The organism is Eubacterium sp. BIOML-A2 (genome assembly GCF_009680135.1).
In the GTDB taxonomy this organism is placed as follows: domain Bacteria; phylum Bacillota; class Clostridia; order Lachnospirales; family Lachnospiraceae; genus Faecalicatena; species Faecalicatena contortus_B.
In genome coordinates this window covers 22578-43735 of record NZ_WKZK01000033.1, presented here as the reverse complement: position 1 = coordinate 43735, position 21158 = coordinate 22578, and the positions used below count along the sequence as shown (strand labels likewise).

At 47.3% G+C, this 21158-nt stretch carries 19 protein-coding genes; 7 read left to right on the top strand and 12 right to left on the bottom strand.

Annotated elements, in window-relative coordinates; all coding sequences use genetic code 11:
- From GKG43_RS12835 to GKG43_RS12825, 3 genes are all read right to left on the bottom strand, one after another.
- Complete coding sequence (locus GKG43_RS12835; RefSeq protein WP_129879185.1) at nt 1-1188, bottom strand: pyridoxal phosphate-dependent aminotransferase; 1188 nt, start codon at nt 1186-1188, stop codon at nt 1-3.
- Nucleotides 1189-1279: 91 nt separating this feature from the next.
- Nucleotides 1280-2194 (bottom strand): phosphatidylglycerol lysyltransferase domain-containing protein, encoded by a 915-nt coding sequence (locus GKG43_RS12830; RefSeq protein ID WP_025657266.1) that lies wholly within the window; start codon nt 2192-2194, stop codon nt 1280-1282.
- Between the two features lie 350 nt (nt 2195-2544).
- The gene (locus GKG43_RS12825) at nt 2545-4281 is read right to left on the bottom strand and encodes an ABC transporter ATP-binding protein (protein WP_025657265.1); all 1737 of its coding nucleotides are present in this window, start codon (nt 4279-4281) and stop codon (nt 2545-2547) included.
- Between the two features lie 343 nt (nt 4282-4624).
- On the opposite strand from GKG43_RS12825, the gene GKG43_RS12820 reads away from it, so the two are divergent.
- Complete coding sequence (locus tag GKG43_RS12820) at nt 4625-5242, top strand: VanZ family protein (protein ID WP_129879184.1); 618 nt, start codon at nt 4625-4627, stop codon at nt 5240-5242.
- Between the two features lie 116 nt (nt 5243-5358).
- On the opposite strand, the gene prfA is transcribed toward GKG43_RS12820, so the two are convergent.
- The 4 genes from prfA to rpmE all read right to left on the bottom strand — a co-directional run bounded on the left by prfA (nt 5359) and on the right by rpmE (nt 8828).
- A complete protein-coding gene (prfA, locus tag GKG43_RS12815; RefSeq protein ID WP_129879183.1) occupies nt 5359-6432 on the bottom strand; it encodes a peptide chain release factor 1 in 1074 nt (357 codons plus the stop codon).
- Nucleotides 6433-6460: 28 nt separating this feature from the next.
- Complete coding sequence (prmC, locus tag GKG43_RS12810; protein WP_129879182.1) at nt 6461-7366, bottom strand: peptide chain release factor N(5)-glutamine methyltransferase; 906 nt, start codon at nt 7364-7366, stop codon at nt 6461-6463.
- Nucleotides 7363-8415 (bottom strand): DUF1385 domain-containing protein, encoded by a 1053-nt coding sequence (locus tag GKG43_RS12805; protein WP_243125855.1) that lies wholly within the window; start codon nt 8413-8415, stop codon nt 7363-7365. The genes prmC and GKG43_RS12805 overlap by 4 nt, the downstream gene beginning before the upstream one ends.
- 212 nt (nt 8416-8627) lie before the next feature.
- On the bottom strand, nt 8628-8828 hold the full coding sequence (gene rpmE, locus GKG43_RS12800) for a 50S ribosomal protein L31 (RefSeq protein ID WP_025657260.1): 201 nt from the start codon (nt 8826-8828) through the stop codon (nt 8628-8630).
- A gap of 195 nt (nt 8829-9023) precedes the next feature.
- On the opposite strand from rpmE, the gene GKG43_RS12795 reads away from it, so the two are divergent.
- Nucleotides 9024-9806, top strand: coding sequence for a TSUP family transporter (locus GKG43_RS12795; RefSeq protein ID WP_153920998.1), 783 nt, complete (start codon nt 9024-9026; stop codon nt 9804-9806).
- 67 nt (nt 9807-9873) lie between these two features.
- Here the strand turns inward: GKG43_RS12795 and rho are convergent, their stop codons facing one another.
- Complete coding sequence (rho, locus tag GKG43_RS12790; protein WP_025657258.1) at nt 9874-11223, bottom strand: transcription termination factor Rho; 1350 nt, start codon at nt 11221-11223, stop codon at nt 9874-9876.
- Nucleotides 11224-11919: 696 nt separating this feature from the next.
- On the opposite strand from rho, the gene GKG43_RS12785 reads away from it, so the two are divergent.
- The 3 genes from GKG43_RS12785 to GKG43_RS12775 are packed head-to-tail and all read left to right on the top strand — an operon-like array spanning nt 11920 to nt 14500.
- Entirely contained in the window at nt 11920-13068 is a 1149-nt protein-coding gene (locus GKG43_RS12785; protein WP_129879181.1) for an NADP-dependent malic enzyme, read from the top strand.
- A complete protein-coding gene (locus tag GKG43_RS12780; protein ID WP_173020108.1) occupies nt 13069-13995 on the top strand; it encodes a TIGR01212 family radical SAM protein in 927 nt (308 codons plus the stop codon). It abuts the gene before it with no gap.
- Nucleotides 13988-14500 carry a DUF4364 family protein gene (locus GKG43_RS12775; RefSeq protein WP_129879180.1) on the top strand — a complete coding sequence of 171 codons (513 nt, stop codon included), beginning with the start codon at nt 13988-13990 and terminating at the stop codon, nt 14498-14500. The genes GKG43_RS12780 and GKG43_RS12775 overlap by 8 nt, the downstream gene beginning before the upstream one ends.
- Here the strand turns inward: GKG43_RS12775 and GKG43_RS12770 are convergent.
- From GKG43_RS12770 to GKG43_RS12760, 3 genes are all read right to left on the bottom strand, one after another.
- Complete coding sequence (locus GKG43_RS12770) at nt 14477-15793, bottom strand: replication-associated recombination protein A (protein WP_129879179.1); 1317 nt, start codon at nt 15791-15793, stop codon at nt 14477-14479. The two genes, GKG43_RS12775 and GKG43_RS12770, sit on opposite strands and share 24 nt — an antisense overlap.
- 35 nt (nt 15794-15828) lie before the next feature.
- Nucleotides 15829-16554: a tRNA threonylcarbamoyladenosine dehydratase gene (locus GKG43_RS12765; protein ID WP_129879178.1), complete on the bottom strand. Its 726-nt coding sequence runs from the start codon at nt 16552-16554 to the stop codon at nt 15829-15831.
- 86 nt (nt 16555-16640) lie between these two features.
- Entirely contained in the window at nt 16641-17375 is a 735-nt protein-coding gene (locus GKG43_RS12760) for a polysaccharide deacetylase family protein (protein ID WP_129879177.1), read from the bottom strand.
- A 98-nt stretch (nt 17376-17473) separates the two neighbouring features.
- On the opposite strand from GKG43_RS12760, the gene GKG43_RS12755 reads away from it, so the two are divergent.
- Nucleotides 17474-18868 carry an MATE family efflux transporter gene (locus GKG43_RS12755; RefSeq protein ID WP_129879176.1) on the top strand — a complete coding sequence of 465 codons (1395 nt, stop codon included), beginning with the start codon at nt 17474-17476 and terminating at the stop codon, nt 18866-18868.
- Between the two features lie 2 nt (nt 18869-18870).
- On the opposite strand, the gene GKG43_RS12750 is transcribed toward GKG43_RS12755, so the two are convergent.
- On the bottom strand, nt 18871-19701 hold the full coding sequence (locus GKG43_RS12750; RefSeq protein WP_129879175.1) for an AraC family transcriptional regulator: 831 nt from the start codon (nt 19699-19701) through the stop codon (nt 18871-18873).
- A gap of 254 nt (nt 19702-19955) precedes the next feature.
- Here GKG43_RS12750 and GKG43_RS12745 point away from each other — a divergent pair, with 254 nt between their 5' ends.
- Nucleotides 19956-21128, top strand: coding sequence for a galactokinase (locus GKG43_RS12745; RefSeq protein ID WP_129879174.1), 1173 nt, complete (start codon nt 19956-19958; stop codon nt 21126-21128).
- Nucleotides 21129-21158: the final 30 nt, after the last annotated feature.

Below are 21158 nucleotides of genomic sequence, written 5' to 3'. Positions count from 1 at the left end.
CTATCTGTATTCTGCCGCCAGTTCCGCAAATTTAGGCAGGGAATTCACGATTGTCTCATAGGATACACAATATGCCAGCCTGACATAGCCAGGGCATGCGAATGAGGAGCCGGGCACAATCAAAATATTATACTTTTTCGCTGCGGCACAGAATTCTTTTTCATCTGCAACCGGTGATTTTACAAACAAATAAAAAGCGCCTTCCGGTTTGATACATTCAAAGCCTAATTCTTTTAAACCGTTATATAATGTTTCTCTGTTTCTATTGTAATAAGAAATATCTGTCTTTTCGTTCAGACATTTCTTAACCACCTTCTGCTGCAGGGTAGGCGCATTTACAAAGCCCAGAATTCTGGTCGCCACATTTGCTGCTCCGATCAGCTTTTCACTGTCAGCCGCCTCATCCGGAATTACCAGATAACCGATGCGCTCCCCTGGAAGGGAGAGGGATTTGCTGTAGGAATATCCTACAACCGTATTGGCATAATACTTTGTAAGATACGGAACTTCTACTCCGTCATATGCCAGTTCTCTATATGGCTCGTCGGAAATCAGATAAATCTCCGTCCCATATTCTTTTTGCTTTTCATCCATGACAGCGGCCATCTTACGAATGGTATCCTCCGAATAGACAACGCCGGTCGGGTTGTTCGGAGTATTTACAATGACAGCCTTTGTCTTCGGCGTGATTTTGGCTTCAAATTCATCCAGTTTTGGCTGGAATGTGGAGGTATCCGGAGAAATCTCCACAAGCACTCCGTCATAATTATTCGTATAACTCCTGTATTCGCCGAAATAAGGGGCGAACGCAATGACCTCGTCTCCGGGGTTCAGAAGCGATTTGAGAATGACATTCAGGCCGCCTGCCGCACCAACCGTCATTGTAATATTCTTAGATTCAAAATATGTACCAAATCTTTTATTTAAAGATTCTGCAATGGCCTGTCTTACATCCTCGTAGCCTGCATTACTGTTTGTATATCCATGAAGCACAACGGGGTTTTCTTCATCAAGCAGCTCGCGGATCGCGTCCTTTACCGCCTCCGGCGCGGGAACATTGGGATTGCCCAGGCTGAAATCATATACATTCTCCGCTCCGTAAATCCCCGCCAGACGGTTGCCTTCTTCAAACATTGCGCGGATCGCAGAACTGTTCGCGACCATATTTTCCATTTTTTTTGAAATCATTTTCCTCTCTCCATTTCTGATTTATTTTATATATGGACATCCGGGGATACCCTTCTGACAGTTCTGCGGAATAGCCGCAGAACTGAATTCGCTATTCGGTACCGCGGGCCGTCTTTTTAGTAACAACCCCTTTTTCTACCAGAAAGGCCGGCCTGTACGAAAGTTTTGCCTTCCTCAGCCCTTCCGCCCCCGTATCCTCCTCGCGGTTCACATATTTATAATCCATGCATTCGTGCAGCACAAACTGCTGGTTAATCATCGGATATGCACCGTCAATATCAGCAAATGCCTTTTCTATATGAACAACAAACGTATCCCCGCATACAGGTTCGCCAATCGTAAATGCGGCAATCTCTCCGTTCACCCTGAGAACACCGCCCCTCTGCCCAAGTTCCTTAAACAAACGCAGCGAATTCAGTGTCACGCACATCTCCGCATTCTTATCGGAATCCTCCTCACACCCATTCTGGTTACGCCATTTCAATGCCATCTGGAAACACTCTTCCTGGTTACTGTCATCCAGCGTCTCATAGCTCCAGTCCGGATTCGCCGTCTTAAACTTATTAATGTGGTTTCGTTTGCTGTGAAGCTTCTTGCCTGCCAGCGTCGCTAACTTTTCCGTTTCATACACATAATCCGCTTGATCCCGTTCATACTCAATCTGGTATTCACCGGGATACCAGCGATCCAACTGCGCAAAATTTTCTTCCGTCACGTTATATAGTTTAAACGGATATCCCTTCTCCACGCTGTATTTCATAAGAAATTCCAGTGCATTTTTAACGCACTGTGGTTCTCCCGCCGGATAAGCAAACGCAAGATCAAATTCATCGTCCTGAAATATCAGGGCATCCTCTATAACAGCATACTTAACATGGTAATGCCTGGACCAGAGGTACACGTTACTAAATGTCCTTTCGCAGCTCCTGCTAGGCGCCTTATAAAAATAAGAAGTAATGATCTCCCTGTCCTCCAGCTCCGGCCGTTTAAAATTTATATCGTCCATTCCTATCCTTCTCTTTCTGAATGTAATTACTAATAACCTTTTGTATAAACTTGTCTCACAGACAAATAATACTTTGATAGTATACCACATTTTTTCTTTAACTGACAATAAAAGCATAGATATTTTAAAAAATGGGATTTAGCGAGCTTTAGTCCAGGCGCGGAAGGGGACGCTTAATGACAGGGATGCCGGGGAGGGACTAGGGTTGTATATGGGAGAGAATTGGTGGTTCGTTTATATCGGCAAAACTTTTTTGAGTGCTTTTATATCTTTGACCACACTGGTCTGTAAGACTTTTCAGTGAAAGCCCCCGGAAGAACATACCTGTCAATGAGGCTAAGGCTCGTCCCTTAATTCCCGAACTGCATTTGGTACAGCCCCGCATATATCCCCCGTTTTCTCAGCAATTCTTCATGTGTCCCTTCTTCCGCAATCCCATGATCCGCCATGACCAGTATACGCTGTGCATTGCGGATCGTAGACAGCCTGTGCGCAATCACAAAGGTGGTTCTGTTTTTTGCCAGGTTCTCCATTGACTGCTGTACTACTTTTTCACTTTCATTGTCTAGCGCAGAGGTTGCTTCGTCAAAGATCAGCACTTCAGGATTCCTAAGGAAGACTCTGGCAATGGAAAGGCGCTGTTTTTGCCCTCCTGACAGTTTTACGCCCCGCTGTCCGATATCTGTATCGTAACCTTCGGGAAAACTCATGATAAACTCGTGGGCATTGGCATTTTTGGCCGCACGTACCACTTCTTCGTCCGTAGCCCCGGGTTTTCCGTAACGGATATTATCCATCACACTGCCCGAAAACAGATAGACATCCTGCTGTACGATTCCGATATGACTGCGCAGTTCTTCCAATTTGATATGCCTGATGTCCGTTCCATCCAGAAGGATCCCGCCCTCAGATACTTCATAGAAACGGGGGATCAGGCTGCAAAGCGTTGTCTTACCCACTCCCGACGGTCCTACCAGTGCTATATAGTCGCCTGCCTCTACTTTGAGATCCAGATTGTCCAGAACTTTCTCACTCTCATTTTCATAGTAAAAGGATACTTTTTTAAACTCAATGGTGCCTTTTACGTCTTTCAAGGAAACCGCATCAGGCTCATCGGCAATATCCGGAGCTATAGACAGGATTTCCAGAAATCTCTCGAAACCGGAATAGCCGTTCTGGAATTGCTCGGTGAAGTTCACCAGTTTCCTTACTGGTTCCGTAAAGTTATTAATATAAAGCAGAAATGTAATCAGATCCGTCACGGCAATCGAGCCATTGAGCATCAGGCTCACGCCAGCCAGCAGTACGACAACAGTAATCAGAGTACTCATTGCCCCAAGCCCGGAATTATAAATTCCCATGTACTTATAGCTCAGCTTCTTTGCCGCCACAAAATTCTCATTCCCTGCCTTGAATTTTTTCATTTCCATATTTTCATTTGCAAATGATTTTACGACACGGATACCCGAAAGACTGTCTTCAATCTGGCTGTTTATGTCTGCAATCTTCTCTCGGTTTCTTTTGAATGCAGTTTTCATTTTACCGTTATAATAAAAGGCGAATATCGCCATAACCGGAATAAATATAAAAGCGATCAAAGCCAGTTTTACATTAACAGTCAGCAGAATCACAAAGGAACCGATTATTTTAATAATAGATATCACAAGGTCCTCCGGTCCGTGGTGAAGCAGCTCACTGATATCGAACAGATCGCTTGTAATTCTGGAGAGCAGGTGGCCGACCTTCTGATTATCATAAAACGCAAATGTCAGCTTCTGATAATGGCCGAATATATCGCTGCGCATATCGGCTTCCATCTTTGCGCCCATCGTATGTCCGAAGTACGCTATGTAAAAATTGCAGAAGACTTCCAGTGCCACAAGCGCCAGCATCACAGCACCCAGAACCAGAATTGCATGTCTCGCATCGGCCCTGTCAAAATAAATAACGTCGTTTGTAATATATCGGACAATCATCGGAATGACCAGGGTCACAGCCGCTCCAAGTATGGCAAAAAACATGTCGCTGTAAAACAGCCCTTTGTAGGGCTTATAATAGGAAAATAATCTCTTCAGTTTTTCTTTCATGATCTTACCTCTCTCATTATAACAATTCGTATGTTAATCATATTACTCCAGTTCCTTCGTATCTGTAACCCCTTCATTTATATGTCCATGCTTCAATACAGTTATACGGCCCTGCATCCGCAGTATCTACGCCCTCAGGCTTATCGTGATACAGGAACTTCCTAAATCATAAAATCTTAATAAAATTCCCAAAGTATTTTAAGAAAAAGCTGAAATAATGAAACTAACGTAACAAATCAGGCAGGCCTGTCTGAACCGTTACAAACTAATGCATCGAAAATTTAGGTCAGTATAACAGTAAGTTAATTATTTTCGATGTACAAGCATCAAGGAGGAAACCGCTATGGCTGATATTATTATTACGCTCTATCCTATTTTATGTGTGCTGCTGCCCTGTCTTATCTATATGTTTATCCGGGCCCGCAAGCCCGGGAACCATCTGACTAAGGCTCATTTCATCTGGGTATTCCTGTTTGTGTTCTACCTCCATATGGTACTGGACACAACAGGGATCGGAACCATATGGGACATCGGCAAATACGACAGCATCCTTTCACTGGATAAGATCAACCTGATTCCATTTAACGATGGGCTGGAGCTTTCACAGATTTTGAATATCATCATGTTCATGCCACTTGGATTTCTCCTGCCGCTGCTCTGGAGCAATTACCGTACACTCCCCAGAGTCCTTCTGGCCGGAGCCGGCTATTCTCTTTCCATCGAAATCTGCCAGTTATTCAACAACAGGGTTACCGATATTAATGACCTGATCATGAACACTTTCGGCGCACTGGCCGGTTATTGCATCTGGATCGTATACCGTCGCCTGTTTTCCCGGACCGGCACGAGGAAAGAGCTCGCACTCTCCACACACGAACCAGCGGTTTATATGGTGCTGAGCGTACTTGCCGTATTTTTCCTGTGCAACTGGAGGTGGATGGTATATAAGTTGTATATGTAACAGAGCATACACATAAGAAACCTTTTTCAATCTGTACTAAAGTTTTCTGACGGCGCACAACTATAAGAGTCCGGCATCAGCTTATACCGCTGGTGCCGGACTCTGATTAATCCTGCTTAGTTACCATTCATATTCGCCAGTTTTGCTGCCTGGTCTGCAGCGGTCAGACTATCTATGATTTCATCCAGGTCCCCGTTTAGAATCGTATCCAGTTTGTGCAGCGTCAGCTTAATTCTGTGATCCGTAACCCGTCCCTGGGGGAAATTGTAGGTTCTGATCTTCTCAGAACGGTCCCCGGTTCCGACCTGGCTTCTTCTCGCCTCAGCCTCGGACGCCTGCTGCCTTTCCAGTTCCAGGTCATACAGCTTGGAGCGAAGCAGCCGGAACGCCTTTTCCTTGTTCTGCAGCTGTGACTTTTCGGTCTGGCTGTAAATCACGATCCCCGTTGGATAATGAGTCAGACGTACAGCGGAGTCCGTTGTATTGACGCACTGTCCGCCGTTTCCTGACGCACGCATAACGTCGATTCGGATATCCTTCTCCTCAATGACAACGTCCACTTCCTCTGCCTCCGGCATAATGGCAACCGTAATTGTGGAGGTGTGGATTCTGCCGCCGCTCTCTGTCTCCGGCACACGCTGTACACGGTGTACGCCGCTCTCATATTTCAAACGGGAGTATGCGCCCTGCCCGCTGATCATAAACACACACTCCTTGAAACCGCCGATTCCGTTTTCATTCAGGGAAATCATCTCCACTCTCCAGCGGCGTCCTTCTGCATAATGAACATACATACGATAGATCTCTGCCGCAAACAGCGCCGCCTCATCTCCGCCGGCTCCTGCACGGATCTCTACGATTACGTTCTTTTCGTCATTGGGATCCTTCGGAAGCAGCAAGATCTTCAGTTCCTGCTCGAGCTCTTCAACACGGGCTTTGGAATCATTGAGTTCCTCTTTTGCGAGTTCCCGCATCTCCTCATCAGATTCTTCATCCAGCATGATCAGGCTGTCCTCTATGTTCTGCTTACACTGCTTATATTCTTTGTATGCCTCTACGATCGGAGTCAGGTCACTCTGCTCTTTCATCAGTTTCCGAAATCGTTCCGGATCATTAGCCACACCCGGCTCCTGCAGTTCTCCCATTACTTCCTCGTAGCGGATCAGCAAATCTTCTAATCTGTCAAACATATTTCTCTATCCTTTCTCACAACTCACTTCATTCATCATACACGCCCGAAACGACCCGGTCAAGTCCTGCCAGATCCTTTTTTACGGCAACATGGGTATAGCCCGCCTCACACATCATGGATTGCACGGCCTCACCCTGATCGGCCCCGATTTCAAACAGAAGACATCCGCCGCTTACGAGAAAGCGCCTTGCCTTGTCCACAATCTCTCTGTAAAAATACAAGCCGTCCTCTTTGCCGTCCAACGCCAGAAGAGGATCATGCTGCCTCACTTCTTCCTGCAGGGTCTTTATCACATCGGTTCTGATATAGGGCGGATTGGACACGATCATCTGGTAGGTTCCCTCCACCTTGTCAAATAGATCGCTGTGCAGGAAATCTGCGCGGATATGGAGCGACTCCGCATTCTCCCTGGCTGTTTCCAATGCTTTCTCCGAGACATCCGTCCCTGTTCCTTGGATCCGCATCTTCTCTTCTTTTCTAATCTCATGCAGAATACTCAGCAGGATACATCCGGAACCGGTACACATATCGAGAAGACGGAATATTTTTTCATTCTTCCTGCAGATGTTTCCGGCGAGCGCACCGCATGACTTTTCTTTATATTTATGAATAAACCGGATGGCTTCCTCCACCAAAGTTTCCGTATCCTGTCTCGGAATCAGCACATGTTCATTCACCCGGAATTCCAGACCCATAAATTCCTGCGTTCCCGTCAGATGCTGCAGGGGGATCCTCTGCGCCCTTTTTTCTACAAATCCTATATACTGCTTTTCCTGTACCTCGGTCAGAATTTTATCCGGCATGGTATAATACATGGTCCTGCCGACACCGCTCACATGTTCCAGAAGATACCAGGCATCCAGGCGGGCATCTGTGATTCCGGCCTCTGTTAACAACGCTTCTCCCCTTTGATACGCTTCACGCAGTGTCATAAATGCTGCCCTTTGGCTGCGGCCCGGCCCGTCATATCATATTGTCCGGCCATCTGCCCGGATGCCACAACGGTTTTCATTACTTGATCCAGTGTCTTCTCATCTGGCGTGCCTGCCGGCAGCTGGGTACCGAAATTCTCCGCCAGATATGCCTTCCAGTCAAATACGGCTTCCACTGCACAAATCGCCACTTCAATCATACTGTCATCCGGCTCTTTCGTGGTCAGATTCTGCACCCACATTCCCGGCTTGCTCAGCAGGTTGATGAAATAATTATCACTGTTTCCGGCCAGTTTGATAATCTCATATGATACCCCTGCGATCAGCGGGAGAAGCGCGATACGCAGCACAACTCTCATAACCTGTGACTCTGCTGTAATAAAGAAGCAGAATATAATACTCACTATCATGACAAAGAACAGAAAGCTTGTGCCGCAGCGTTTATGCTGCTTGGAGCTTTTCCTTACGTTGTCTGTATTCAGAATAAGCCCATGTTCAATACAATTGATGCACTTATGTTCTGCGCCATGATACATAAATGTTCTCTGGATATCTTCCATCCTGGAGACGAGCAGAATATATCCCAGAAAAATGGCCAGGCGGATCACGCCTTCCAGAATGGTGATTACCCCTCTGGATGCAATGTGCTTCCGCAGTATATTGCTCAAAAAATAAGGAAGAACCATAAATATGGCAACCGCAAGAACTACGGAAAATGCAACCGTCAGATTCATAAACAGTTTATCCTGCTTCTCCTTCTTTGCAATTGCTTCCTCTGTCAGCTCCACCTCTGTCTCTTCTTCCTCTTCAAAAAAGCTCGCCGAAAACATCAGTGTCTTCATCCCCAGGACAAGGGAATCTACAAAATTGAAGATACCCCGTATAAAAGGAATCTTCATCAGCGGCTTACATGGAATTACACTCTTGTACTCCTGTATATCTACCGCGATCTCTTTATCAGGTTTCCTGACCGCCACCGCATACTGATTACCATTCTTCATCATGATGCCTTCCAAAACTGCCTGTCCGCCTATGTTCGATGACTTCATGCGTCCTCCTGTCTTCTGTACCAGAAAAGGGTCAGTTCCTTCTTCTCCGAAGTTGCTGACCTTCTGATCAAATCTGCATATATAGTTACTTGTAAGGAACTGCCCGGAAATCACTTGCGCAATTTGCTGAGCAAAGTGTACATGTGATTACAGACAGTCCTTTACCCAAGAACAGGCTGAGATATCTCACCTCAGCCTGCAATAAGTCATTCCTATTTAATACCATATTTTTTGTTGAACTTGTCAACACGTCCGCGAGCCTGATTTGCTTTCTGCTGTCCAGTGTAGAATGGATGGCATTTGGAACAGATTTCCACGTGAATATTCTTGTTTGTTGAGCCTGTTACAAATGTGTTGCCGCAGTTGCAAGTTACTGTCGCCTGATGGTACTCTGGATGGATTCCTTCTCTCATGATTTTCACCTCTCTATTTTAATATATAGTCATTATAATCTCTAAACAGCTTTGTTATTGTATCATAAGATTTATGGTTTTGCAAGCTATTTTTCAGAATAAACAAATAAAATAGGACAAGTCTTTTTTGTATATCCGGTTTGTGATATAATTCCCATGTTTGATTTATCATTAATGACATAAGGAGTTGCTCATATGGATATCACTACCCCAATTATCGAACTTTCCGCTTCCACATTTCTAATCGTATGCCCCTTTCTTTTTCTTGCCGGGCTGGTAGATGCAATCGGAGGCGGCGGTGGCCTGATCTCTCTGCCCGCCTATCTTATCGCGGGACTTCCTCCTCATATGGCGGTTGCCACCAATAAGATGTCTTCCACCTGCGGAACCACGCTTGCCACAATACGTTTTATGAAAAACGGGCTTGTCAGCTTCCGGCTGGCCATTCCTTCCGTGATTGCCGCAATTGCGGGCTCTTCAATCGGTGCACATATTTCCATGATCGTACCGGAGAAGATCATGCTGTATGTACTCATTGGTATACTGCCAGTATCTGCATTCCTGGTGCTGAATAAAAAGCTGTTCCATGATAAAGGAAGCGATTCTGTTACGCTGGACAAAAGAACTTACATAACCGCAGTCATTGCTGCTTTTATCATCGGTATCTATGACGGATTCTATGGGCCGGGTACGGGTACGTTTCTGATCATCGCTTTTACCGTATTTGCTAAGCTCAGTATTAAAACCGCCAACGCACAGGCAAAAGTAATTAATCTGACGACGAATATTACATCCCTCATTATCTTTCTGCTAAATGGCCAGGTACTGATCCCCGTTGGGATCGCAGCCGCACTGTGCAATATGGCCGGCGGCTACCTGGGTGCAGGAATGGTTATGAAAAATGGCGCTAAAATCGTAAAACCAAGCATTCTGCTAGTGCTTTTCCTATTGCTTCTGAAGGTACTCAATGTATACTAGAACTGCGCTGCGTAAATTCCTTTGATATGGTATTCGCTGTCTGGACCAGCGTAGCCTTATGCCATTGCTATAGAAATTTCTTTTTGATCACAACCTGGACAAGATCTGCATTGCTCTTTGTCTGTGAGAACATATTCAGTAGGTTGTCCACGGCTTCTTCCGCTTTCAGGCCGTTCATTGCCCTGCGGATAATATAGACTGCATCCTGTTCCTCTCTGCTGAGCAGGAGGTCTTCCCTTCTGGTTCCTGATTTTGGTATGTCTATCGCCGGGAATACCCTCTTCTCCTGGAGTTTTCGATCCAGCACCAGTTCCATATTGCCGGTTCCCTTGAATTCCTCGTATACCACATCGTCCATCTTACTCCCTGTTTCCACAAGTGCAGTAGCCAGGATCGTAAGGCTGCCGCCTTCTCTCATATTTCTGGCTGCACCGAAAAACCGCTTCGGCATATGAAGCGCTGCCGGATCAAGACCGCCGGAAAGTGTTCTCCCTGATGGAGGAACCGTCAGATTGTATGCACGGGCAAGCCTTGTAATACTGTCCAGAAGGATCGTAACATCCTTGCCATGCTCAACCAGCCTTTTTGCGCGCTCAATCACCATCTCGGATACCCTTTTATGATGCTCCGGAAGTTCATCAAATGTAGAATAAATGACTTCTACATTCGGTCCTGCGATCGCCTCACGGATATCTGTTACTTCCTCCGGGCGCTCATCAATGAGCAGAATCAGCAGATGCATATTCGGCTCACGCTTTTGTACAGAGAGCGCCACTTCCTTCAGCAGGGTCGTCTTTCCGGCCTTCGGGGGTGACACGATCATCCCCCTCTGCCCTTTTCCTATAGGAGAAAGCAGATCTACGATACGCATAGCTGTAGAACATCCCGGTGTCTCCAGGCGCAGCCTCTGATTCGGGAAGATCGGAGTCAGGTCCTCAAAATTATTTCTCTTCATTGCCTCCGACGGCCTCATGCCATTGATGGTGGAAACATACAAAAGGGCGCTGAACTTCTCCGACTGTGTCTTAATTCGTGTATTTCCGGAAATGATGTCACCGGTTTTCAGATTAAATCTCCTGATCTGTGAAGGGGATACGTAAACATCGTTTTCTCCCGGCAGGTAGTTCTCGCATCGGATAAATCCGTATCCGTCCGGCAGAACCTCCAGAATCCCGTTGGCTGACTTACCGCTGTCCAGCTGTTCAATATCCGTGCCTTCCTTCTTTTCTTTCAATTCTTCTTTTACTTCTTCCTTGGCTTCTGCCCTTGCTTCTTCCATCTTCTCTTTCTCATCCTGAGCCAGCATAGCGTCAATCAGCCCGCTTTTTTTCATAGCTGATACACCTTTCATTTTTCGTGCTTTTGCCAGGTCTTTTAATGTTGCAAGCGGCAGAGATTCATATTTTTCTCTCGTCATAATACTTTAATTCCTTTCTCAATAAATATATGGCTTTTCTACAGTATTCTTTTGTTTCAATCCACGCCCGGTAATTTCACAGAGTACGTGTACATCCAATACAGATGCGTAGATTGATCTCATGCCAGTGGGAGATAGTGACTCCTCTCCTGCCCAAACTGTCGTTAATCTTGTTTTTCATGATTCATCTCACCGTCTATAGCGGCGGGAAAATCCTCATCTTATCTTGTTAAATTTTACGGGAGCCTTTAGTCTGAAACGACTTGTCCGAATTCAGGCGTCTGCCTGTATCCTCAAAGATATACTATTCCTATCCGCACTCGGTAATTCTATAGAGTACGACTGCATCTTCCATCGATGCGTAGATTCATCTCATGTCAGTGGGGGATACCGATTCCTCTCCACCCAACACTGCCGTTAATCTTGTTTCCCGTGATTCATCACTCCACTTATAAAGGGGATGAATCCTCACTTGACTTGTTAAATCTGTAGCTATTATACATCATCTTCCACCAAAAAGAAAGAGTTTTTTTAGGGGGCTTGCGGCTAACACTTCATGGAACGTCCCAGTCCGCCAACGAGACTAAATCTCGTTACTATAGCAATCCTGCCTTGCGTTGCTTTTATAAGAGTGTTATTATATTGGACAGATAGCAAGAATCTATAAGAATATGAAGATACAGCGAGGTAAGAAAGATGACAAACAGTGAAAAAGCATTGCAGATGCACGAAAAATGGCAGGGTAAGATCGAGACTACGGCTAAGGCTCATGTGAACTCCCGCGAGGATCTTGCCATTGCCTATACTCCTGGTGTTGCAGAACCCTGTAAGGCAATCGAAGAGGATCCGGAAGATGCTTATAAATACACGATAAAATCTAATACGATTGCAGTTGTCTCCGATGGAAGTGCGGTTCTTGGACTCGGCAATATCGGCGCCCTGGCTGCAATGCCTGTTATGGAGGGAAAGGCCGTTCTTTTTAAGGAATTTGGCGGTGTCAATGCGGTTCCGATCTGTCTTGATACCCAGGATACCGAAGAGATCATTAAGACTGTAGTTCACATTGCTCCCGCATTTGGCGGCATCAATCTGGAAGATATCGCGGCCCCGCGCTGCTTCGAGATCGAGGAGCGTTTAAAAGAGCTGCTGGATATCCCTGTTTTCCATGATGACCAGCACGGGACGGCTATCGTTGTCCTGGCCGGTATTATCAATGCGCTGAAAGTCACCGGAAAGGTCAAAGAAGAATGCCGCGTGGTGATTAACGGTGCGGGATCTGCCGGTGTTGCTATCACCAGGCTTTTGCTTACATATGGTTTCCGTCATGTTACCATGTGTGATATCAATGGTATGATAAGCAAGGCCTCCCCTGATCTGAACTGGATGCAGCAAAAGATGGCAGAGGTTACGAATCTGGAAGGACGGACAGGTACGCTGGCCGATGCGCTTCAGGGTGCAGATATATTTGTAGGTGTCTCTGCACCTAATATTGTGACAAAAGAGATGGTGGCCTCTATGAATAAGGACGCAATTCTTTTTGCAATGGCGAACCCGGTACCGGAGATCATGCCGGATCTTGCAAAGGAAGCCGGTGCAAAAGTCGTTGGAACCGGACGTTCAGATTTTCCGAACCAGGTGAATAATGTGGTAGCTTTCCCGGGTATATTTAAGGGTGCCCTGGAGGGGCGCGCGTCCCAGATTACGGAGGATATGAAGCTGGCTACTGCCAAGGCAATCGCCGGGCTTGTTGCGGAGGAAGACCTGAATGAAAACAATATCCTGCCGGAAGCTTTTGATCCGCGCGTAGCCGAGGCGGTGAGCAAAGCAGTAAAGGAACTGATATAGATGATGCGCTGGGGGGAAAAGCGTTACCACTCCATGGACTATGACCTGAAACAGGCCTATGGAGAAAAGGTATATAAGATCACCCTGGACGGCGGCATGACCTGCCCGAACCGGGACGGCACTTTAGGGCACGGAGGCTGTATCTTCTGCAGCGCCGAGGGCTCCGGGGACTTCGCCGGCTCAAGAGCCTGCTCCGTCACAGAGCAGATTGCCGCCGGAAAGCAGGCCCTGAATGGGAAACGTCCGGTTCACTCTTATATCGCATACTTTCAGGCATTTACCAATACCTATGCTCCGGCACGCCGTCTGGAAGAGCTGTACATGCAGGCCATTGCAGATCCTGATGTCCGAATTCTTTCTATTGCCACTAGGCCCGACTGTCTGGGCCCTGACGTCTTGGAACTGTTAGACAGAATCAACCGGATCAAACCAGTATGGGTGGAACTGGGGCTTCAGACAATCCATCCAGCAACTGCAGCGTACATCCGGAGGGGATATGACCTGCCTGTCTTTGAAAGTGCAGTCGGTGCTCTCAGAAGCAGGGACATTGCCGTGATCGTCCACACCATCCTCTATCTGCCAGGCGAGACCAGGGAGCAGATGCTGGAGACACTGGATTATCTGAACCACATGGATATACAGGGCATAAAGCTGCAGCTTCTGCATATTTTAAAAGGAACGGATCTTGCCCTGGAATATGAACAGCATCCGTTTTACGTCCCCGGGATGATGGAGTATATTCAATTTTTGGGCACATGTATCTCGCATCTCAATCCCCGGATCGCAATACACCGTCTGACCGGCGACGGTCCCAGCGATCTTCTGGCTGCCCCGCTTTGGAGCAGCAATAAAAGAACTGTCCTGAATACCCTGCACCGTTATCTGAAGGAGCAGGACATCTGGCAGGGAAAGGAGTATTATGACTGAAACATTTACCCTATATAAGTTAATCGTATTATACATGCTGGAGAAAGTAGATTTTCCTCTGACCACATCCCAGATTTCGGAATTCATTCTGGACAAGGGTTATACTACTTATTTTAAGCTGCAGGAAGCGCTGTCGGAGATGGTGGAATCCGGGCTGCTCCGGGTAGAGACCACTCACAACCGTACGCTGTACCACCTGACGGAAAATGGAGCGGAGACAATCCAGTTCTTCAAGAATAAGATCTCAACCGCAATACAGAACGATATTGATGAGTTTTTAAAAGAAAAAAAGTATGACCTAAAAGAAGAAGTCGCTATCAAATCAGACTATTACCTGAATACAAACCATGAATATGAGGTGCGCTGCCAGATCGTGGAAAATGGCTTCAGCCTGATTGATCTTAAGATCACTGTCCCGACGGAGATCGAGGCCGAAACCATTGCCAGCAACTGGTCAAGGGAGAGCCAGAAGATCTATTCCTCACTCCTGTCTCAGCTTCTCTAAATATTCACGTATCGTTTTTTCGTATCCAAGGACGCCCGGTTCATAGAATCTGGCGTCTTTTATTTCGTCCGGAAGGTACTGCTGCTTTACGTAATGCCCCGGATAATCGTGTGCGTATTTGTACCCTACTCCGTGCCCCAGCTTCTGTGAACCTTTATAGTGAGCATCCTGCAGATGGGCGGGAACCGTTGTCTTCTTCTGGCGGACACATTCTGTTGCAGAGAAAATGGCATTGGTGGCGGAATTACTCTTTGGTGCGGATGCAACATAGGTCACTGCCTGCGCGAGGATGATCTGCGCCTCCGGCATCCCGATGCGTTCTACCGCCTGTGCTGCAGATACCGCAACCGTCAGCGCCATGGGGTCCGCATTTCCCACATCCTCCGAGGCACAAATCATAATCCGCCGCGCGATGAACTTGATGTCTTCCCCTGCATACAACATTTTTGCAAGGTAATAAACGGCAGCATCGGGGTCTGACCCCCTCATGCTTTTTATAAATGCAGAGCTTGTATCATAATGGTTATCTCCCGTCTTGTCATACCGCACAACACGCTTCTGGATACACTCAGAGGCCACATCCAGCGTAATATGGATCACCCCGTCCGCCCCTCTTTCGGTGGTCAGGATTCCCAACTCCACCGCATTCAGTGCATTTCTCGCATCACCGCCCGACACATCGGCCAAAAACTCCAGCGCCTCCTCCGTGATCTCTGCCTTGAAAGTTCCCATCCCCTTCTCTTTATCATAAACGGCGCGTTTCAGCAATGTCTTTATATCTCCGCGGCTCAAAGACCGCAGCTCAAACACACTGGACCTTGAAAGCAGGGCTCCGTTTACCTCAAAGTAGGGATTCTCTGTCGTCGCCCCGATCAGCGTGATGGTTCCGTCCTCCACATAAGGAAGCAGGTAATCCTGCTGCCCTTTATTAAATCGGTGGATCTCATCGATAAAGAGGATGGTCTTCTTCTGGTACATGCCAAGAAGCTCTTTTGCCTCTTTTACCACCTCTTCCATATCCTTTTTTCCGGCAATTGTGGCGTTGATCTGCTTAAACTGGGCGCTTGTTGTATTGGCTATTACTTTGGCCAGCGTTGTTTTTCCGGTGCCAGGAGGTCCGTAAAATATCAAGGAACCCAGCTTGTCCGCCTTGATTGCACGGTACAGCAGTTTGTCCTTTCCGATAATATGCTGCTGCCCTACCACCTCTTCCAGAATAGACGGCCGCATTCTGGATGCCAGCGGCGCTTCCTTCTCCTGATTTGTCTCTCTCATATAATCAAATAAATCCATTCTTTTTCCACTGCTTGACAATCCGAAACAGACCATCAGGCTTTTCCTTTCTCAATGATATCCCGCAGGGCCTCCCCCGCAATCAGAAGCCCTGCAGCTGGGGGCACAAAAGAGATGCTGCCCGGTATGCTGCGGCGCTGCCCTTTGTCCTCCCCGGTATCCCTTTCGGATGTATCAATCGGTTTTTCTCTGGAATACAGTACTTTCAAGTGATAGATCCCCCGGGCTTTGAGCTCTTTTCTCATCACCTTGCACAGCGGACACACGCTTGTTTTGGACAAATCTGTGATCTCAAACATCTCCGGGTGCAGTTTATTTCCTGTCCCCATGCTGCTAATGACCGGGATATCCAGTCTCAGCGCCAGTTCCACCAGCGCCAGCTTGGCAGTAACTGTATCTATGGCGTCGATGACATAATCCGGCTTCTCCTCAAACAATGCTTCCAGATTGTCCGGAAGCACAAACATCTCATATGTTTTTACGCAGATCTCCGGATTGATATCCCTGATCCGCTCCTTCATAACTTCTGTTTTATATCTTCCGATGGTACTGTGATAGGCAATGGACTGCCGGTTGATATTGGTCAAAGAGACGGTGTCATTGTCGATCAGCGTCAGACGGCCGACACCGCTGCGCGCAAGTGCTTCAATGCAGTGTGAGCCCACTCCCCCTACGCCGAATACCATGACAGACGCCGCCCTCAGCCGCTCCATCCCGATTTTTCCAATCAATAATTCCGTCCTGGAATATTCATTTAACATCTTTTCCTCCATAAACTGCAGCTTTGCTGCAGCCCCTCAACAGGGCTTGTATCCCAACTGCCCCGGGGTTACGTTTATTCTGCATGTCAGTCCAGCATCAGCTCATCCACGGTTACAAACTCATACCCCTCTGCCTGAAGCAGATCGATGATGCGCAGCGCCGCTTTTACTGAGCTGTCGTAACAGTCATGCAACAGAATAATATCATTTTCCTGCGCTTCCGTCACTACTTTATTGACAATTTCATCTACATTTTCCGTAGCCCAGTCCAATGGGTCAATGCTCCACATCACTGGCAGCACATGGATCTTCTTTTCCAGCGCTTTCTGCCATAGGCCAAACGGAGGGCGCATAAACTGCACTTCCTCACCCGTAATGTTTTCGATGGCCTCATTGGTGAGCATTAGCTCCTGGTAGGCCTCGTCGTTGCTTACCTTCGTAATTTCCACATGGTGATATGTATGGTTCCCGATCAGGTGCCCTTCTTCATACATACGCTTTACAATCTCACTGCCGCCTTCCTTTTCTATGTTCTGCCCAATCAGAAAGAAAGTTGCCTTCACGCCCCTTTCCTTCAGCCCATCCAGAAGCCGGGGCGTGTAGACGGTGCTTGGCCCGTCATCAAAGGTAATGGCAATTTTCGGCTTTTCCATTATAGAATCCGCCACATAGGCGGATGCATTGGCATATGCGGTTCCCGGCGCCTCCCCTTCCGCCTGCTTTCCAATTGTAAACAGGGACGGGCAGACCGCTCCCAGCAGCAGAAGCACGTATACAAAACCGGCTCCCTGCATCATTCTTTTTAAACACAAACAGCACACACCCCTTTTTTAACGATTCTTTTATATATATGCATTGTACTTAAATTTTATTGATGTTATAATGAACACGTTCTACATATGAGGAGGTTGTATTTAAAATGGAAAAAACACCACAAGCGGAAAATAAAATGGGCGTTATGCCCGTTCCAAAATTATTAATCACCATGTCCCTGCCAATGATTATTTCTATGCTGGTACAAGCGCTCTACAATGTCGTTGACAGCGTGTTTGTCGCACAGATCAATGAGGAGGCCCTGACGGCGGTTTCCCTTGCGTTTCCTGTGCAGAATCTGATGATAGCTATAGCCGCGGGCACCGGGGTCGGCATCAACGCCCTCCTGTCCAGGAATCTTGGGGAGAAAAATCTTGAAGGGGCAAATGCTGCCGCTAAAAACGGAATCTTTCTTGGCATGATCAGTTATATTGTCATGGCGGTCATCGGTCTGGCCGGCTCCCATTTTTTCTTTACCGTCCAGACAAAAGATCCGGTCATTGTTCTCTACGGCACCCAGTATATGCTGATTATAACCGTTGTCTCTGTGGGGATATTTATGCAGATCACTTTTGAACGCCTGCTCCAGTCCACAGGCAAGACGATTTACAACATGATCACCCAGGGAACCGGTGCGATTATCAACATTGTCCTGGATCCGATCCTGATCTTCGGAATGTTCGGCCTGCCGCGCATGGAGGTCGCAGGCGCGGCTCTGGCTACCGTGATCGGACAGCTGGTAGCGGTCTGCATGTCCCTTTATTTTAACTGTAAAAAGAATACGGAGCTGGATCTGAATATGAGGACTTTCCGGCCCAATAAGACAATTATTGCCACTATATATAAGGTTGGTGTTCCTTCGATTATCATGCAGTCCATCGGTTCCGTCATGGTATTCGGGATGAATAAGATCCTTCTGATCTTCTCGTCCACTGCCGCAGCCGTATTCGGCGTGTATTTCAAGCTGCAGAGCTTTATCTTCATGCCCATATTCGGCCTGAATAACGGCATGATCCCCATCATAGCATACAACTACGGGGCAAAGAAAAGGGAGCGAATCATGGCTACCATCAAAATGAGCGTCCTGATTGCCGTAGGGATCATGCTGGTGGGGCTGGTCGTGTTCCAGATTTTCCCTGTACAGCTTCTGGAAATTTTTGATGCTTCCGAAAACATGCTTGGAATCGGTGTGCCTGCACTGCGCATCATCAGTCTGAGTTTTATCTTTGCAGGATACAATATTATCATCATCTCCGTTTTCCAGGCGCTCGGGAACGGGGTTTACAGTCTGATGGTCTCCGTAATTAGACAGCTTTTTGTCATTCTGCCTGTGGCTTATCTGTTTGCAAGAGTGTTCGGTCTTTCCAGAGTCTGGTGGGCAATTCCGATTGCAGAGATTGTAGCCGTTACGGTCACCACACTGATGTTCAGGCGCATTATACGGCTGAAAATCAAGCCGCTCGAGGAGCCTCGGCTGAACGGGGAACTGATAGCAGGATAGGACTAGCCTCGTCTGTACTCGGTGGGGCTGACCAGCATCTGTTTCTTAAATGCTTTTGAGAAATAGAGATTATTCTCAAATCCAACAGAATATGCGATTGCAGCAATAGACAGGCTTGTCTCCTTCAAGAGGAGGCAGGCCTGTTTTACTCGGAAACTGCTCAGATACTCCTTGGGGGACTGCTGTTGGCAGGCCTGGAATGAGCGGTACAGATGGCTTCTGCTGATCCCCACATAGGCCGCCACATCTTCCACCGTGATAGGATAGGAATAGCTGGTTGATATATAAGCCTTTGCCTTTTCCACATAGGAGAGCTGAATATCCCTGGCTGGTGCCCTATTGCCCGAATAATGCATAAATGTGGAGAGCAGCGTGTACAGGGCGCCTGTCATGGCTACAGCCGCTTCATGGCTGTTCCCCTTCACCTCATAGATTCTGCTCAGCTGGCCCTGCAGAATCTTTCTGGGCGGACCTCCGTTCTCTATGAATGGTTTTTCTTTTGTGAAATCAGTTGCACGGATAATCGGCGCAGCATCGGTCCCCATAAATCCTACCCAGGCATATTCCCACGGATCTTCACGGTCCGCATAGTATCTGACCTCCGTATCCGGATACAAGATAAAGGTATCGCCCTCCGCCAGCCTGCTGGTGCTGCCATTTACGCTGTAGAACCCGCTTCCCGAGATAATATGGTGGATACAGTAATGGTCCCGCACTCCCGGCCCCCACTGATAACCCGGCCCGCATTTCTGATGGCCCACATTATAGACTGATAAGGAGGTCAGCAGGTTTTCATCTGCTTTATAAGAATACTTATAGGTTCCTTCCAACATCAATCTCCCCTTTCGTCTAAGATTTCATCCTTTTTCTGATACCTTTATTCCCTTCTCTTATTATATCCTCCTTTCGATTCCCATGCAACATTATTACATATATCTGCACGGATTTTTTATATACATCCCATCCCTTTTTCGCTATAATAGGGGCAGGATAAAGAAGAAACCAGATGTTACTATTCACGGTACATAGGCCGTGAATAGTAACAACCAGAGAATGTATTATACATAGACGAAAGTGAGGCAGTATCATGAAAGACAAATTATTCGCAAAATTCAAAGAATTCTTCGGAAGCACTGAGGGTGCAGGATTTTACTTTTCGCCAGGGCGTGTGAACCTGATCGGAGAACACACCGACTATAATGGAGGCCATGTTTTTCCCTGTGCGCTGACCCTCGGCACCTATGGCATTGCCAAAAGACGTACTGACAGATCCATGCACTTTTATTCCATGAACCTGGATAGCTTCGATGTGGTGGAAGCATCTCTGGACGATCTGACAAACAAAGCTTCCTATGGCTGGGCTAACTATCCCCTCGGCGTTATATGGGCCTTCGCCCAAAAGGGCATCACACTGGACACTGGTTTTGACATGGTGATCTGGGGCAATATCCCGAACGGTTCCGGTCTCTCCTCCTCTGCTTCCCTGGAAGTGCTCACGGGCGTCATTCTGACCGATCTCTTTTGTATTGAACGCTTCAGCATGACCGATCTTGCACTCATTGGGCAGTATTCCGAGAATAACTTCAACGGCTGCAACTGCGGTATCATGGATCAGTTTGCCGTAGCCATGGGCAAAAAGGATCATGCCATTTTCCTGGATACCGCGACCCTGAATTACGAGTACGCCCCGGTTGAACTGGAAGATGCCAAAATCATTATCACCAACAGTAAGGTAAAACACAGCCTGGTGGATTCCAAATACAATGAGAGGCGCCAGGAATGTGCCGATGCACTCGCAGCGCTCCAGAAGGAGCTGGATATCAATACGCTCGGCGACCTGGATATGGATACCTTTGAAAAATTCAAGGAGGTCATCCCTGACCCGGTCAAAGTAAGGCGCGCTAAACATGCCGTTGCTGAAAACCAGCGCACCATCGAGGCTGTCAAGGCGCTGAAAGAAGGAAATATCACCCGTTTTGGGGAGCTGATGAACCAGTCCCACATATCTCTGCGGGATGATTATGAAGTGTCCTGCGAGGAAATCGATATTCTGGTCGACCTGGCATGGAAAGTTCCCGGCGTGACCGGTTCCCGTATCACAGGCGGCGGTTTCGGCGGATGTACGGTCAGCATCGTGGAAAACAGCGCAGTAGATGAATTTATCAAGGCTGTGGGCAGGGGCTATCAGGAAAAAACTGGCGGCGAAGCGGAATTCTATATTGTAGAAATCGGCGGCGGGGCCCGCAGGATTCCGTCTTAGGTAACCTGGAAACAAGATCAGAAAGGTGGA

Coding starts and splice junctions, on each gene's coding strand:
- GKG43_RS12805 (WP_243125855.1), bottom strand. CDS start 8,415: ATGAAGTCATCGAACATAGGCGGACAGGCAGTTTTGGAAGGCATCATG.
- GKG43_RS12795 (WP_153920998.1), top strand. CDS start 9,024: ATGGATATCACTACCCCAATTATCGAACTTTCCGCTTCCACATTTCTA.
- GKG43_RS12775 (WP_129879180.1), top strand. CDS start 13,988: ATGACTGAAACATTTACCCTATATAAGTTAATCGTATTATACATGCTG.
- rpmE (WP_025657260.1), bottom strand. CDS start 8,828: ATGAGAGAAGGAATCCATCCAGAGTACCATCAGGCGACAGTAACTTGC.
- GKG43_RS12835 (WP_129879185.1), bottom strand. CDS start 1,188: ATGATTTCAAAAAAAATGGAAAATATGGTCGCGAACAGTTCTGCGATC.
- prfA (WP_129879183.1), bottom strand. CDS start 6,432: ATGTTTGACAGATTAGAAGATTTGCTGATCCGCTACGAGGAAGTAATG.
- GKG43_RS12825 (WP_025657265.1), bottom strand. CDS start 4,281: ATGAAAGAAAAACTGAAGAGATTATTTTCCTATTATAAGCCCTACAAA.
- GKG43_RS12780 (WP_173020108.1), top strand. CDS start 13,069: ATGATGCGCTGGGGGGAAAAGCGTTACCACTCCATGGACTATGACCTG.
- GKG43_RS12755 (WP_129879176.1), top strand. CDS start 17,474: ATGGAAAAAACACCACAAGCGGAAAATAAAATGGGCGTTATGCCCGTT.
- GKG43_RS12750 (WP_129879175.1), bottom strand. CDS start 19,701: ATGTTGGAAGGAACCTATAAGTATTCTTATAAAGCAGATGAAAACCTG.
- GKG43_RS12785 (WP_129879181.1), top strand. CDS start 11,920: ATGACAAACAGTGAAAAAGCATTGCAGATGCACGAAAAATGGCAGGGT.
- GKG43_RS12830 (WP_025657266.1), bottom strand. CDS start 2,194: ATGGACGATATAAATTTTAAACGGCCGGAGCTGGAGGACAGGGAGATC.
- GKG43_RS12765 (WP_129879178.1), bottom strand. CDS start 16,554: ATGTTAAATGAATATTCCAGGACGGAATTATTGATTGGAAAAATCGGG.
- GKG43_RS12770 (WP_129879179.1), bottom strand. CDS start 15,793: ATGGATTTATTTGATTATATGAGAGAGACAAATCAGGAGAAGGAAGCG.
- rho (WP_025657258.1), bottom strand. CDS start 11,223: ATGACGAGAGAAAAATATGAATCTCTGCCGCTTGCAACATTAAAAGAC.
- GKG43_RS12820 (WP_129879184.1), top strand. CDS start 4,625: ATGGCTGATATTATTATTACGCTCTATCCTATTTTATGTGTGCTGCTG.
- GKG43_RS12745 (WP_129879174.1), top strand. CDS start 19,956: ATGAAAGACAAATTATTCGCAAAATTCAAAGAATTCTTCGGAAGCACT.
- prmC (WP_129879182.1), bottom strand. CDS start 7,366: ATGACACTGCGTGAAGCGTATCAAAGGGGAGAAGCGTTGTTAACAGAG.